We start from the raw sequence: 13,548 nt of genomic DNA, 5'->3' as shown, positions 1-13,548 counted from the left end.
TCAGAAGAAACTTTGTTCGATGGTGATGATGTCGCCGGGATTGAGCTGCCGTTGCAGGCTCACCTCTTCCAGCAACTGATCGCTGCCATTGAGGCGCAGGCTGATATCCCGTCTGGCGGCGCGATCGGTGAAACCACCCGCCAACGCGACGGCCTTCTCCACCGTCAGGCCGGGCTGGTATTCGTAGCCCCCCGGGTGAGCCACCTCGCCAGCAACAAACACCTGGCGGAAAGTGGTCACGTTGACCGTCACCATGGGATCGAGCAGCACGCCGTGCTTGAGCCCTCTGGTCAGCAGCTCGGCCACCTCAGCGGTGGTGTGGCCCATCAGCAACACCTGACCCAGATAGGGGTAATTGACGTGGCCACTGGTATCGACCTTGAACTTCATCGACAGATCCGGCTCGCCATACACCCGGATTTCGACCTCGTCCCCCGGCGCCAGCCGGTAGGCGGAATCGTTGCCTTGAGGGCTCTGGCCAGCCCAGACCGACAGGCTGAACAACCAGCCAAGCAGAAGCACCATCACGCTTTTGTTCATGTTAAATGGCTACCTTGAGTGAAAGAGAAAGCTGTTGTTTGTCGTAACCGAGGGCACGGCCATAGCAATTGCCGCCGATGTCGATGGGCTGCCCGGCAAAGCTGGAACCTGAGTCGGCCTGCTGGTAGTGGAGCCCCAGATTGACGGAGGGACGAATGTCGTAGCTGATGCCCATGCCCCAGCGATGGATATCGTCCTGACGGTGGCGGTTGTCGTTACCACAGACCACCGACTGGTGATAATCATCCCGGATATCGTGATAAGAGAGCGTGGTCGCCACTCCGGGTGACCAGTGGTGCTGCCACTCGGCGCCATATAGCTGGCTGCTGACATAGCCGCCGTCACCACCCGGATCACGAATGGTCCGGCTGGAGAGCAGCGCGAGCTTGCTGTAATCGAGCGGTTGCCACTCCAGACGTAGATCCCAGTTCAGCCCTTTGAAACTCTCTGCCTGCGGATCGTTGACGAAACGCTTGTAGATCCCGCCGATATTGGCATCGATCCGGGTCTTGCCGGTCAGCTGGCTCATCACCCCGGTGATGAGGAAAAATTCGTCGGAATCCTTGCGCGGATTGGCCGGATAGCGTCGCAGATTGGTCTGCAGGGTGTAACGAAAACGGCTGACATGGCTCACCTGATCGAACAGCTCGACAATGGCGGTGTTCTCCTGCCACTCCTGCTCGGCCACATAGCGTTCAAAGTCATGCTGGTAGAGGTGCTTGTCGAGATAGCCCAGATCCTTGTGGGAGAGCGCCAGCTCCAGCTTGCCTCTGGCATCGGGAGCGCCGTAACTGTAACGGCCACCCACTTCGCTGCGTTTGAAGCGCAACGGCTCGGCAATGTTGAACCAGCCGAAAGTGGCATCACCGCCAGCCTTCTCATCCCCCTGCAACATAAAGCCTTCGGTCAGCCCCTCGCCACGCGCCTCATGGCCCAGCCGATACTGGTACATCAGCTGGAAGGCGTTGCGCAGGGAGAAGCGCCAGCTGCCGTCAAACTGAAACTGGTGATCGGCATAGCCATCCCCATGGCTGCTGCCATAGCGACGATAATCACCCAGATAGCTGAACTGATAGCGATCCAGGCCGCGTTCGCCCACCATGCGAAATTCCGGGGTGATCCCGACGAAATCGGAGCCAATCGCCTGACCACTGTCACGCTGCCACAACAGGTTGCTGTCGTGGCCGTAACGGCTCTCCACCTCGGTCTGGATCTCCAGACCAAGCGGCCCCTGATGGGATACGGGGGTGACCTCGGCGCGGACTGAAAGAGAGGGGGAGAGCAGCAGTCCGGCGCAAACGAGGCTAGTAAGCAGATGCACCGACAAACCCCTTGAATACAGTCAGGAAAATGACTTTGAAATCCAGTCCGAGCGACCAGTACTGGATGTACTTGAGATCGAACTTGACCCGCATCTCCATCTTGTCGAGGGTGTCGGTTTCACCACGAAATCCATTTATCTGGGCCAGCCCGGTAATCCCCGGTTTGACCTTGTGGCGCAGCATGTACCGCTCCACCAGTGAGCGGTACTGCTCGTTGTGCGCCACGGCATGAGGACGTGGCCCCACGATCGACATGGAGCCCTGAATCACATTAAAAAACTGCGGCAACTCATCCAGCGAGGTGCGACGCAAAAACGCACCGAATGGCGTCACTCTAGGATCGCCTTTAGTTGCCTGAGTCACCACGGCATCATTCTCCATGACGCGCATGGAGCGGAATTTCCAGACCTGGATCCGTTTCCCCCCCAAGCCGTAGCGATCCTGTTTGAAGAGTACGGGTCCAGGGGAAGAGAGACGCACTCCGAGTGCCACCAGCACCATGATCGGGGAGATGAGCAGCAGAATGAGTGAACCCAGCACCAGATCTTCAATGCGTTTGAGCAGGGCGGCCCCCCCTTCAAACGGGGAATCGAAAAAGCTGAAGGTATAGATATCGCCTACCCGATCGATGTGGGACACGGTCAGGCCGTACTCGTAGAAATCGGGAACCAGATAGGTATTGACCGTGGTGTCGGAGAGTTCGTAGAGGTAGTGATTGATACGCTCCCGGGCGGTCAGGGGCAGCGCCAGATAGATTTCGTCGACCAGCCCTTTGCGTGCCAGCTCAAGCAGCTCATCGACATCACCCAACAGAGGACTGCGAGTCGGGTAACCGAAGCGCTCTTCGCTACGGGCATCGAAAAATCCGAGCATCTGAATATCGTGACGCGGGCTCTCCCACAGGGATTTTTCCAGCGCCAGTCCGGCCGGAGTCACGCCAATGATGGCCACACGCCGACAGCAGGAGGCATCGCTGAACCAGAGGGTCACCAGTCGGTACAACACCCGATAGCCGGTGGAAATGAGGCAGGCCATGGCAAGCCAGAGCACCGCCAGCTCCAGCGGGAAGGGGTGGTAGGGTTTAAAGATGGGAACCAGATAGACCAGCAGGTAGAGCAGGGTAGCAGTTACCAACCAGGAGAAGATGAGGCGCAGCAGAGACTGCGCCAGATGTTTACGAACCCGGCTGCAATAGAGCCCGGTATTCTGGGAGACCAGAAAGAAGACCACCATGCCCAGCGTGACCAGGGACATCTCGTCCAACCCATGAAACAAGCCAAAGTGCCGTGCGAGCAGCACCATTGAGACTGAAATTCCCACCAGATCGACAAAGCGGGAAAACAGACTGTGGCTCGCGTCTGCGAGCTTGATGATTCGCTTGTTCATGGGTCGCCTTCATACTGATATCACTTATCAGTTTTCTTGACCGGACGAGCCCAGTTCTTGATGTGACGCTGGGGTACCCGGGTAATCACGAGTTCATTTTCACCCACGTCCTTGGTAATAGTAGAGCCGGCACCCAGGGTGGCCCCCTTGCCGATGCGAACAGGCGCTACCAGTTGGGTATCAGAACCGACGAACACATCGTCCTCGATGATGGTCTGGAATTTGTTGACCCCGTCGTAGTTGCAGGTGATGGTACCGGCACCGATATTCACCCCGGCTCCGATCTCGGCATCACCCAGATAGGTCAGATGACCGCACTTGGAACCAACCCCCAGACGGGCCTTCTTCATCTCGACGAAGTTGCCAACGTGCGCATCCTGCTCCAGAACCGCCCCCGGACGCAAGCGGGTAAACGGACCCACTGAGCACTGATCTGCCACCTGTGCACCCTCGATAACCGAGTAGGGTTTCACCTCGGTGTGATCGCCAATGACACAATCTTTCAGTACGCAACCGGCTCCGATACGAACGTGATTGCCGAGAGTCACCTTGCCCTCAATGATGACGTTTGCATCAATAACAACCTCTTCACCAATTTCCAAAACCCCACGCAAATCAAAGCGTGCGGGGTCGATCATGGTTGCACCTGCAATCATCAGTTTCTCGGCCTGCATCTGCTGATAGCTGCGCTCAAGTTGGGCCAATTGCACCCGATTGTTGGCCCCTTCAACTTCAGCGGCACGCTCTGGATGCACAGCGGCAATCGGGCAATTATCGCTGTGAGCCATGGCGATCACATCGGTCAGATAGAACTCGCCCTGGGCGTTTTTGTTGTCGAGACGAGACAACCATTGACGCAACTGGCCCCCATTGGCCACCAGCACGCCGGTGTTCACCTCACGAATGGCCAGCTGTTCGGCATTGGCATCCTTCTGCTCGACGATGCCGACTACCTGACCATTTTCACGGACGATACGGCCATAGCCGGTAGGGTTGTCCAGTACCACGGTCAGCAGTGCCATCCCGTTTTCAGCCTTGGCAGCAAGCAGTCGCTGCAGGGTCTCTGGCTGGATCAGCGGGGTATCGCCGTAGAGCACCAGCACGTCGTCTTCATCCTTCCAAAACGGGATGGCTTGGGCGACGGCGTGACCAGTCCCCAGCTGTTGCGCCTGCAGCACCCAGTTCACATCGGCCGCCACGATCCGCTCTTTCAGCAGTTCGGCACCGTGGCCATAGACCAGATGCAGCTGCTCGGCACCGACCTGACGGGCAGTATCGATCACATGGGAAACCATGGGTTTGTTGGCTACCGGGTGGAGTACCTTGGGCAGGGAAGAACGCATGCGGGTACCTTTACCCGCCGCCAGGATCACGACGTTGAGGGACATAAATTGACCTTTGGAACATGAGGAAATACTCGGCGGAGTCTATCCAACGGGTAAAAAAAAAGCGACCCGAAGGTCGCTTTTTACATCACCGTTATTAGCGGTAATTCTTTTTGACGATATCGATGACTCGCAGTTGAGCCATCGCCTTGGCCAGCTCGGTGGCGGCCTGGGCGTAGTCGATATCACCATGGGAGCTGTGGATCCGCTCTTCGGCTGCGCGCTTGGCTTCCTGGGCTTTCGCCTCATCCAAGTCGTCAGCACGAATCGCGGTGTCCGCCAGCACGGTCACGGATTCAGGTTGTACTTCCAGCATACCGCCGGAGATGTACAGCACCTCTTCAGTTCCGTTCTGCTTCACCAAGCGGACCAGGCCCGGCTTGATGGCAGTCAGCAACGGAGCATGACCGTGGCGGAGACCCAACTCACCTTCGGAGCCTGATACCTGAGCGGATTGCACGCGACCGGAAAACAGTTTTCCTTCGGCGCTCACCACGTCCAGGTGAAAGGAGATCATCTCTGCCATGGGCCCTCCTGTCGAGGCTTACAGTTTCTTGGATTTCTCGACGACTTCGTCGATACCGCCAACCATGTAGAACGCCTGCTCGGGCAGATCGTCATACTCGCCTTTCAGGATGCCCTGGAAACCACGGATGGTCTCTTTCAGCGGCACGTATTTACCCGGAGAACCGGTAAACACTTCTGCTACGAAGAACGGCTGGGACAGGAAACGCTCGATCTTACGGGCACGGGCTACGGTCAGTTTGTCTTCTTCTGACAGTTCATCCATACCCAGGATGGCGATGATGTCCTTCAGCTCTTTGTAGCGCTGCAGTACGGTCTGAACGCCACGAGCGGTCTCGTAGTGCTCTTTGCCAACCACCAGCGGATCCAGCTGACGAGAGGTAGAGTCCAGCGGGTCAACGGCCGGGTAGATACCCAGTGCCGCGATTTGACGGGACAGTACGACGGTCGCATCCAGGTGGGCGAAGGTGGTCGCCGGAGACGGGTCAGTCAAGTCATCCGCAGGCACGTAAACGGCCTGTACGGAGGTGATGGAACCGGTCTTGGTGGAGGTGATACGTTCTTGCAGAACACCCATCTCCTCGGCCAGGGTCGGCTGGTAACCTACTGCGGAAGGCATACGGCCCAGCAGTGCGGATACTTCAGTACCGGCAAGGGTGTAACGGTAGATGTTGTCCACGAAGAACAGCACGTCACGACCTTCGTCACGGAACTTCTCGGCCATGGTCAGGCCGGTCAGCGCAACGCGCAGACGGTTTCCGGGCGGCTCGTTCATCTGACCGTAAACCAGAGATACTTTGTCCAGTACGTTGGACTCCATCATCTCGTGGTAGAAGTCGTTACCCTCACGGGTACGCTCACCTACACCGGCGAATACAGAGTAACCACTGTGTTCGATCGCGATGTTACGGATCAGCTCCATCATGTTTACGGTTTTGCCTACACCGGCACCACCGAACAGACCAACCTTACCACCCTTGGCGAACGGACATACCAGGTCGATAACCTTGATGCCGGTCTCCAGCAGCTCGGTGCTGTTGGACTGATCTTCGTAGCTGGGGGCTTCACGGTGGATTGACCAGCTCTCTTCTTCACCGATCGGGCCTTTCTCGTCGATTGGCTCGCCCAGTACGTTCATGATCCGACCCAGTGTCGCAGTACCGACCGGAACCTGGATGGATTTACCGCTATTCATTACTTCCAACCCACGACGCAGACCGTCGGAGGAACCCATGGTGATGCAACGAACGACGCCGCCACCGATCTGTTGCTGAACTTCCAGCACCAGACCCTGGCCTTGACCTTCGCTAACGACCTTCAGTGCATCGTACACCTGGGGCACGGCATTCTGCGGGAACTCGATGTCCACTACAGCGCCGATGATTTGGACGATGAAACCGTTACTCATGTCAAATCCTCTAAACCTTTGATAACCCTTGCCTTACACCGCAGCAGCACCGGATACGATCTCTGTCAGCTCCTGGGTAATACTGGCCTGACGGGCCTTGTTGTATACCAGTTGCAGATCGTTAATCAGGTTACCGGCGTTGTCAGTCGCGGCTTGCATGGCAACCATTCGGGCTGCCTGTTCACTGGCCAAGTTTTCCACTACACCCTGGTAGACCTGAGATTCGACATAGCGAACCAGCAGGGTATCCAGCAGCTTCTTGGGATCCGGCTCATAGAGGTAATCCCAGTGGTGTTTCTTGGCCAGCTTGCTGTCTTCAGTTACGGGCAAAGGCAGCAGTTGATCGACCCGTGGTTGCTGCACCATGGTGTTGACGAACTTGTTGTACACCAGATACAGCTTGTCAATCTCACCGTTGTCGTAAGCCTTCAGCATGACCTTGACTGAACCAATCAGGTCATTGACGCTCGGGTTATCGCCCAGTCCTGCGACGTGAGCTTTCACCTTGGCGCCGTGCCGTTCAAAGAAGTTGGAGGCTTTGTTGCCGATCAGAGCCAGGTCAACCTTGGCACCTTTCGCGCTCCATTGCTTCATATCATTGAGGGCAGCCTTGAACAGGTTGATGTTCAGACCACCACACAGGCCACGGTCGGTGGAGACGACGATGTAACCCACTCGCTTGACCTCACGTTCGATGAGGTAGGGGTGTTTGTATTCCAGGTTCCCCTGAGCGATATGGCCGATCACCTTGCGCATGGTTTCAGCGTACGGACGGCTGGCAGACATGCGATCCTGCGCACGGCGCATCTTGCTTGCTGCCACCATTTCCATAGCGCTGGTGATCTTTTGAGTGTTTTTAACACTCCCGATCTTGTTACGTATCTCTTTTGCGCCGGCCATCTCTTCTCTCCATCAGGTGGCAGCTTGCGCTGCCACACTCGCTTACCAGGTCTGGGTTGCCTTGAAGTCATCCAGCAACGCAGTCAGCTTGCCAACGATCGCGTCGTTGTAGTCAGCCTTGGCATTGATTTCAGCCATCAGCTCAGCATGCTGGGTATCGGCGAAAGAGAGCAGAGCGGCTTCGAAGTCGAGGATCTTGCTCAACTCGACATCAGAGAGATAGCCTTTTTCCGCGGCGAACAGCACCAGAGACTGGTGAGCCACGCTCATCGGAGAGTACTGCTTCTGTTTCATCAGCTCGGTCACTTTCTGACCGTGGTCCAGCTGCTTGCGAGTTGCATCGTCCAGGTCGGAAGAGAACTGGGCAAAGGCAGCAAGTTCGCGATACTGGGCCAGCGCGGTACGGATACCACCGGACAGCTTCTTGACGATCTTGGTCTGGGCGGCACCACCCACACGGGATACGGAGATACCCGGATCAACCGCAGGACGAATACCGGCGTTGAAAGACTGGGAAGTCAGGAAGATCTGACCATCGGTGATGGAGATCACGTTGGTCGGAACGAACGCGGATACGTCGCCCGCCTGGGTTTCGATGATCGGCAGCGCGGTCAGAGAACCGGTTTTGCCCTTCACTTCACCCTTGGTGAACTTCTCTACGTACTCGTCGTTGACGCGAGCTGCACGCTCCAGCAGACGGGAGTGCAGATAGAATACGTCGCCCGGGAATGCTTCACGTCCTGGCGGACGGCGCAGCAGCAGGGAAATCTGACGATATGCAACGGCCTGCTTGGACAGGTCATCATAAATGATCAGGGCATCTTCACCGCGGTCACGGAAGTACTCACCCATGGAGCAACCTGAATACGGAGCCAGGTATTGCAGGGCAGCCGCTTCGGAAGCAGAGGCAACCACTACTATGGTGTTGGCCAGGGCGCCGTGCTCTTCCAGCTTGCGCACCACGTTGGCGATGGTGGAGGCCTTCTGGCCAATCGCAACGTAGACACACTTAATACCGGAGTCTTTCTGGTTGATGATGGTGTCGATCGCAATGGCAGTTTTACCTACCTGGCGGTCACCGATGATCAGCTCACGCTGGCCACGACCGATAGGGATCATGGAGTCGATGGCTTTCAGACCGGTCTGGACAGGCTGGTCAACAGACTTACGCTCGATAACGCCCGGGGCAATCACTTCTACCGGAGAGAAGCCATCGTGCTCGACCGGACCTTTACCGTCGATAGGCTGACCCAGGGTGTTGACCACCCGGCCCAGCAGACCACGACCGACCGGCACTTCCAGAATGCGGCCAGTACCTTTTACTTTCATCCCTTCGGCCAGATCGGCATAGGGACCCATCACTACGGCACCAACGGAGTCACGCTCCAGGTTCAATGCCAGAGCGTAGCGGTTGCCCGGCAGCTCGATCATCTCACCCTGCATGGCATCGGCCAGGCCGTGGATACGAATGATACCGTCACTCACGGAGACGATGGTACCTTCGTTACGCGCTTCGCTCTTTACATCAAACTGCGCAATGCGCTGCTTGATCAGCTCGGCGATTTCAGTGGAATTCAGTTGCATGCTCTAATACCCCAATCAAGATTGCAGCGCGTCAGCCATGCGATCCAGCTTGCCGCGGACAGTTCCGTCGATAACCAGATCACCGGCCTTGATGAGCACCCCGGCCATCAAGGACGCGTCGATGCTGCAATTCAGCTTCACTTTGCGCGCGAGACGTTGTTCCAGAGAAGCCTGAATATTGGCTTTCTGCTGGTCGGTCAGTGCAATCGCCGAAATCACGTCAGCCTGAACTTCTTTGTCCAGTTCAGACTTGAACACCACAAATTCGGCAACGACCGCCGGCAGCACACCCAAGCGACCATTCTCTGCCATTACCCGGATCAGGTTCTGGCCATGCTCGTCGAGTTGCTCCCCGCAGATGCTGACAAACAGTTTTGCCAGCTCGTCGGCAGCCACAGAGCCGTTAACCAGGGAGTGGATGGTCTCGTTCTTCACTACTTCCGCAGCGAAGCTGAGCATCCCCAGCCACTGATCAACCGCCTTGTGCTCAACGGCAAACTCGAAAGCAGCCTTGGCGTAGGGGCGAGCGATTGTAGTCAGTTCAGACATAGCCCCGTTCCCGTTACAGTTCAGCTACCAGTTTGTCGACGATGTCGCTGTTGGCAGCCTGGTCGATTTGGCGCGCCAGGATCTTCTCTGCACCCGCAATGGCAAGAGCAGCAACCTGCTTGCGCAGTTCCTCTTTGGCACGATGACGTTCAGCTTCAATCTCGGCACGGCCTTGAGCCAGGATTTTTTCCCGCTCAGCCTGAGCACCGACAGTTGCCTCATCAATGATCTGGGCCTTGCGTTTGTTGGCCTGTTCAATGATTTCAGCAGCCTGCAGCTTGGCTTCTTTCAGCTGATCGACGGCGTTGGCCTTGGCCAAATCCAGATCTTTCTTGGCTCGTTCGGCAGAAGAGAGACCGTCAGCAATAGCTTTCTGACGGGCTTCGATGGCAGCCATCAGCGGCGGCCATACATACTTCATGCAAAACACAACGAAGAAGAAAAAAGCAATTGCTTGGCCGAGGAGGGTGGCGTTGATATTCACAGCCGATGTCCTCTTTAGTTAGTTAATGGGTTATGCCTGGAGATGTCGTAACGACTTAGCCAGCAACCGCAAACATCACATACAGACCCAGACCAACGGCGATCATCGGGATCGCATCCACCAGACCCATTACGATGAAGAACTGGGTACGCAGAACAGGGATCAGATCAGGTTGACGAGCAGCACCTTCCAGGAACTTGCCACCCAGAATACCGATACCGATGGAAGCGCCGATAGCAGCCAGACCCATCATCATTGCAGCAGCGATGTACAGCAGGTCCATGTTCAAGTTTTCCATGAGGATCTCCATTTATTTAGATGTAATTGATTGTATAAAAAGGATTATTTGAGTCGCATCAACCATGGTCTTCCTGTGCCATCGACAGATAGACGATGGTCAGAACCATGAAGATGAATGCCTGCAAAGTGATGATCAAGATGTGGAAAATTGCCCAAGGCACGGACAGGATCCACTGTGACCACCAGGGTAGCAAACCCGCAATCAGGATAAAGATCAGTTCGCCAGCATACATGTTGCCGAACAGTCGAAGACCCAGAGAGACCGGTTTGGATACCAGCGTAACAGTTTCCAGGATGAGGTTAACCGGGATGGCCGCCGGGTGGTTGAAAGGCTGAAGCGTCAGCTCCTTCACAAACCCGCCGATACCCTTGACCTTGATGCTGTAATACAGGATCAAGAAGAACACGCCCAAAGCCATGGACATGGTGATGTTAACGTCAGCAGAGGGAACCACACGCAGATAGGGAATACCCATCAATTGTGCAGCGTGAGGGATAAAGTCAACGGGGATCAGATCCATCAGGTTCATCAGGAAGATCCAGACAAACACAGTCAACCCCAAAGGTGCGATGACCTTGTTGCGACCATGAAAGATGTCTTTGACGTTACCATTCACAAACTCGACCAGCATCTCCACAAAGCACTGCAGCTTACCCGGCACCCCGCTGGTAGCGTTAACGGCTACTTTGCGGAACAGCAGGATAAACAGGGCGCCTAGCACGACGGAGAATACCATTGAGTCGATATTCACCGTCCAGAACCCGGACCCGACTTGAAGGTGGGTCAGGTGGTGGGAGATATATCCCTGAGGAGTCAGGACTTCTCCGGTTGCAGACATGAGTTTTCCTAATAGTGGTTGTTAAGCGTGAATGAGACTATCCACTGTACAACGAGGGCGAGGATATAAGTGGCGAAAAACGAGACGGTAACGACCTCGACTTTCGCACCAAACAACAGAGCAAACAGACCTGCTGTCGAAACGAGCTTAATCCCAGCCCCACCATAAAAGTCCCGCAAAACCAGGCCCACACTCTCGGTTGTCACCTTGCGGCGCAGCACCCAGACAGTAAACAAGGCTTGAGGAACCCAGTACATCCCCCCTCCGTAAAGGGCGGAATAACCGGCGCTGGCACTAATCTGATAAAACCAGACAGCACTCATCGCCAGGATCAGGATGAGCTGACAAACGAGCATAACCCAGGCTAGCGTAAAACCTTCCAAGGCTATTTTCTGCTTCACCAACCTACCCCTGAACATTACAGAACTGTAAAAAATCGGGATCCGAAGACCCCATGTTAACAGCTCTTAAAGCCGGTCAAATTATACCCTTGAGGGCCGCTATTGCAATATGACAAAAATCCTTAATTTTTGCGGCTTTCCGCGGCAAATCAAGGTTATGGCCATATCAAAAGGAATGGATGTTTTATTACTACAAAAAGCGTAAGAATCACGATTCTGACACGCCAAAATAGCCCAATATACGGTCCAAATCGGATAAATTCTCGTAACTTATTACTAACTTTCCGCTATCCCGCTTGCCAGGCTGAAGTTGCACCTGATTGCCAATTTTTTCTGCCAGTTGGCGCTCCAGGTAGCCGATCTGCGGATCACGGGCCGGTTCGACCCTGGCTTTTGCCGGTTCAAGCGCTTTTTGCACCAGCTTCTCGGTATCGCGTACAGTCAGCCCTTTCTGGGCAACCAGCTTGGCCAGTTCGGACTGAGCCTGACCGCTCAGGGCCAGCAGGGCTCGGGCATGACCCATGTCGAGGTCGCCATGCTCGACGAAACGCTTCACGTCGTCGTTGAGCTGGTTGAGACGCAGCAGGTTGGTCACCGTGGTGCGGGACTTGCCCACCGCCTCGGCCACCTGCTGGTGGGTGAGTTCGAATTCGGTCAGTAGTCTTTGTAAAGCGACCGCCTCTTCGATGGCATTGAGGTCTTCCCGCTGGATGTTCTCAATCAGCGCGATGGCAACGGCAGCCTCGTCGGGTACATCCTTGACGATGCAGGGCACCACCTCGAGCCGCGCCAGCTGGGACGCGCGCCAGCGCCGCTCACCGGCGATGATTTCGAAGGATTGTTCGCCGAGAGGGCGTACCACGATGGGCTGGATCACCCCCTGGGCGCGGATGGAGTTGGCAAGCTCTTCCAGTGCATCCTGGGACATGTCCTTGCGGGGCTGGTACTTGCCGGACTGCAACCACTCCACCGGCAGCTTGCGCAGCTCCCCCTGGTTGGCGGGGGCCATGGCCTGCTCGGTGCGCTGATCGCTCATCACCTGTTTCTGGCGGGCAGCCGTGCTGGTACTGAGCAGGGCATCCAGCCCCTTGCCCAGTCCACGTTTTTTCGGAGTCATATGCTCTCTCGGTCTGCGATGGTCGCCTGACGTTCCTGCTCCTGGCGGCGCAGGATCTCGCCAGCCAGTGCCAGGTAGGCCTTGGCGCCCACCGATGATTTGTCATAGTGCATGGCCGGGGCACCGAAACTCGGGGCCTCAGCCAGTCTAACATTGCGGGGAATGATGGTGCGGTAGACCTTGTCGCCAAAGTGCTGTTTTAGCTGATCGGACACATCATTGGCCAGCCGGTTGCGGTGATCGTACATGGTACGCAGCACACCTTCGATCTTGAGATCGGGATTGACCACGGCGGCCAGCTTGCTGATGGTGTCGACCAGGGCGGTGAGCCCTTCCAGCGCATAGTATTCGCACTGCATGGGCACCAGCACGGAGTCGGCGGCGGCCATGGCATTCACGGTCAGCATGTTGAGGGAAGGTGGGCAGTCGATGAAGACGTAGTCGTACTTGTCCCGCACCGAGGCCAGCGCATTGCGCAGACGGATCTCGCGGGCGAAAAACTCCATCAGGCGGATTTCGGCTGCGGTCACGTCGGCGTTGGCGGCGATCAGGTGATAACCACCGGAAGTTTCGGGTATGATCACCTCGCTGATGGGAGCATCTTCGATCAGCAGCTCATAGGCGGTGCGCTCGACTTCGTACTTGTCGACGCCGCTGCCCATGGTGGCATTGCCCTGCGGATCCAGATCGATCACCAGCACCTTGCGCCGGGTGGCGGCCATGGAGGCGGCCAGGTTCACACAGGTGGTGGTTTTACCCACTCCACCCTTCTGGTTGGCTATGGCAATGACTTTTCCCACACTATCCC

Annotated in this window: 15 protein-coding genes; all 15 read right to left on the bottom strand. The window is 56.3% G+C overall.

What is annotated here, in order from left to right:
• The 15 genes from G5287_RS13560 to G5287_RS13490 all read right to left on the bottom strand — a co-directional run bounded on the left by G5287_RS13560 (nucleotide 1) and on the right by G5287_RS13490 (nucleotide 13,540).
• Nucleotides 1-540, bottom strand: a complete 540-nt coding sequence (locus G5287_RS13560; RefSeq protein ID WP_421231433.1) for a polysaccharide biosynthesis/export family protein — start codon at nucleotides 538-540, stop codon at nucleotides 1-3.
• Nucleotide 541: 1 nt separating this feature from the next.
• Nucleotides 542-1,861 carry an outer membrane beta-barrel protein gene (locus G5287_RS13555; protein WP_421231432.1) on the bottom strand — a complete coding sequence of 440 codons (1,320 nt, stop codon included), beginning with the start codon at nucleotides 1,859-1,861 and terminating at the stop codon, nucleotides 542-544.
• Complete coding sequence (locus G5287_RS13550) at nucleotides 1,845-3,248, bottom strand: undecaprenyl-phosphate glucose phosphotransferase (protein ID WP_421172845.1); 1,404 nt, start codon at nucleotides 3,246-3,248, stop codon at nucleotides 1,845-1,847. Before G5287_RS13550 ends, G5287_RS13555 begins: the two co-directional genes overlap by 17 nt.
• A 20-nt stretch (nucleotides 3,249-3,268) precedes the next feature.
• Entirely contained in the window at nucleotides 3,269-4,636 is a 1,368-nt protein-coding gene (gene glmU, locus G5287_RS13545; protein WP_100652126.1) for a bifunctional UDP-N-acetylglucosamine diphosphorylase/glucosamine-1-phosphate N-acetyltransferase GlmU, read from the bottom strand.
• 94 nt (nucleotides 4,637-4,730) lie between these two features.
• Entirely contained in the window at nucleotides 4,731-5,159 is a 429-nt protein-coding gene (locus G5287_RS13540; protein ID WP_005339345.1) for a F0F1 ATP synthase subunit epsilon, read from the bottom strand.
• 18 nt (nucleotides 5,160-5,177) lie between these two features.
• Nucleotides 5,178-6,566: a F0F1 ATP synthase subunit beta gene (gene atpD, locus G5287_RS13535; protein WP_026455856.1), complete on the bottom strand. Its 1,389-nt coding sequence runs from the start codon at nucleotides 6,564-6,566 to the stop codon at nucleotides 5,178-5,180.
• Between the two features lie 33 nt (nucleotides 6,567-6,599).
• A complete protein-coding gene (atpG, locus tag G5287_RS13530; protein ID WP_041210471.1) occupies nucleotides 6,600-7,466 on the bottom strand; it encodes a F0F1 ATP synthase subunit gamma in 867 nt (288 codons plus the stop codon).
• A gap of 42 nt (nucleotides 7,467-7,508) precedes the next feature.
• Complete coding sequence (gene atpA, locus G5287_RS13525) at nucleotides 7,509-9,050, bottom strand: F0F1 ATP synthase subunit alpha (RefSeq protein WP_216952485.1); 1,542 nt, start codon at nucleotides 9,048-9,050, stop codon at nucleotides 7,509-7,511.
• A gap of 15 nt (nucleotides 9,051-9,065) precedes the next feature.
• On the bottom strand, nucleotides 9,066-9,599 hold the full coding sequence (gene atpH, locus G5287_RS13520) for a F0F1 ATP synthase subunit delta (protein WP_204480539.1): 534 nt from the start codon (nucleotides 9,597-9,599) through the stop codon (nucleotides 9,066-9,068).
• A gap of 13 nt (nucleotides 9,600-9,612) precedes the next feature.
• Nucleotides 9,613-10,083 (bottom strand): F0F1 ATP synthase subunit B, encoded by a 471-nt coding sequence (gene atpF, locus G5287_RS13515; protein WP_204480536.1) that lies wholly within the window; start codon nucleotides 10,081-10,083, stop codon nucleotides 9,613-9,615.
• Nucleotides 10,084-10,138: 55 nt separating this feature from the next.
• Nucleotides 10,139-10,381: a F0F1 ATP synthase subunit C gene (atpE, locus tag G5287_RS13510; protein WP_005307205.1), complete on the bottom strand. Its 243-nt coding sequence runs from the start codon at nucleotides 10,379-10,381 to the stop codon at nucleotides 10,139-10,141.
• Nucleotides 10,382-10,439: 58 nt separating this feature from the next.
• On the bottom strand, nucleotides 10,440-11,222 hold the full coding sequence (atpB, locus tag G5287_RS13505; protein WP_216952488.1) for a F0F1 ATP synthase subunit A: 783 nt from the start codon (nucleotides 11,220-11,222) through the stop codon (nucleotides 10,440-10,442).
• An 8-nt stretch (nucleotides 11,223-11,230) separates the two neighbouring features.
• The gene (locus G5287_RS13500) at nucleotides 11,231-11,641 is read right to left on the bottom strand and encodes an ATP synthase subunit I (RefSeq protein WP_216952492.1); all 411 of its coding nucleotides are present in this window, start codon (nucleotides 11,639-11,641) and stop codon (nucleotides 11,231-11,233) included.
• Nucleotides 11,642-11,831: 190 nt separating this feature from the next.
• The gene (locus G5287_RS13495; protein WP_227341683.1) at nucleotides 11,832-12,740 is read right to left on the bottom strand and encodes a ParB/RepB/Spo0J family partition protein; all 909 of its coding nucleotides are present in this window, start codon (nucleotides 12,738-12,740) and stop codon (nucleotides 11,832-11,834) included.
• On the bottom strand, nucleotides 12,737-13,540 hold the full coding sequence (locus G5287_RS13490; RefSeq protein WP_216952494.1) for a ParA family protein: 804 nt from the start codon (nucleotides 13,538-13,540) through the stop codon (nucleotides 12,737-12,739). The genes G5287_RS13495 and G5287_RS13490 overlap by 4 nt, the downstream gene beginning before the upstream one ends.
• Nucleotides 13,541-13,548 lie beyond the last annotated feature (8 nt).

The organism is Aeromonas sp. 603079, assembly GCF_049172135.1.
Classification (GTDB): Bacteria; Pseudomonadota; Gammaproteobacteria; order Enterobacterales; family Aeromonadaceae; genus Aeromonas; species Aeromonas veronii.
This window is presented reverse-complemented; position numbering and strand designations above follow the sequence as displayed.

Excerpts from the sequence above, each read along its gene's own strand:
- atpD (WP_026455856.1), bottom strand. The coding sequence starts at position 6,566 with ATGAGTAACGGTTTCATCGTCCAAATCATCGGCGCTGTAGTGGACATC.
- G5287_RS13495 (WP_227341683.1), bottom strand. The coding sequence starts at position 12,740 with ATGACTCCGAAAAAACGTGGACTGGGCAAGGGGCTGGATGCCCTGCTC.
- G5287_RS13540 (WP_005339345.1), bottom strand. The coding sequence starts at position 5,159 with ATGGCAGAGATGATCTCCTTTCACCTGGACGTGGTGAGCGCCGAAGGA.
- G5287_RS13560 (WP_421231433.1), bottom strand. The coding sequence starts at position 540 with ATGAACAAAAGCGTGATGGTGCTTCTGCTTGGCTGGTTGTTCAGCCTG.
- G5287_RS13500 (WP_216952492.1), bottom strand. The coding sequence starts at position 11,641 with ATGTTCAGGGGTAGGTTGGTGAAGCAGAAAATAGCCTTGGAAGGTTTT.
- glmU (WP_100652126.1), bottom strand. The coding sequence starts at position 4,636 with ATGTCCCTCAACGTCGTGATCCTGGCGGCGGGTAAAGGTACCCGCATG.
- atpA (WP_216952485.1), bottom strand. The coding sequence starts at position 9,050 with ATGCAACTGAATTCCACTGAAATCGCCGAGCTGATCAAGCAGCGCATT.
- G5287_RS13550 (WP_421172845.1), bottom strand. The coding sequence starts at position 3,248 with ATGAACAAGCGAATCATCAAGCTCGCAGACGCGAGCCACAGTCTGTTT.
- atpG (WP_041210471.1), bottom strand. The coding sequence starts at position 7,466 with ATGGCCGGCGCAAAAGAGATACGTAACAAGATCGGGAGTGTTAAAAAC.
- atpH (WP_204480539.1), bottom strand. The coding sequence starts at position 9,599 with ATGTCTGAACTGACTACAATCGCTCGCCCCTACGCCAAGGCTGCTTTC.
- atpB (WP_216952488.1), bottom strand. The coding sequence starts at position 11,222 with ATGTCTGCAACCGGAGAAGTCCTGACTCCTCAGGGATATATCTCCCAC.
- atpE (WP_005307205.1), bottom strand. The coding sequence starts at position 10,381 with ATGGAAAACTTGAACATGGACCTGCTGTACATCGCTGCTGCAATGATG.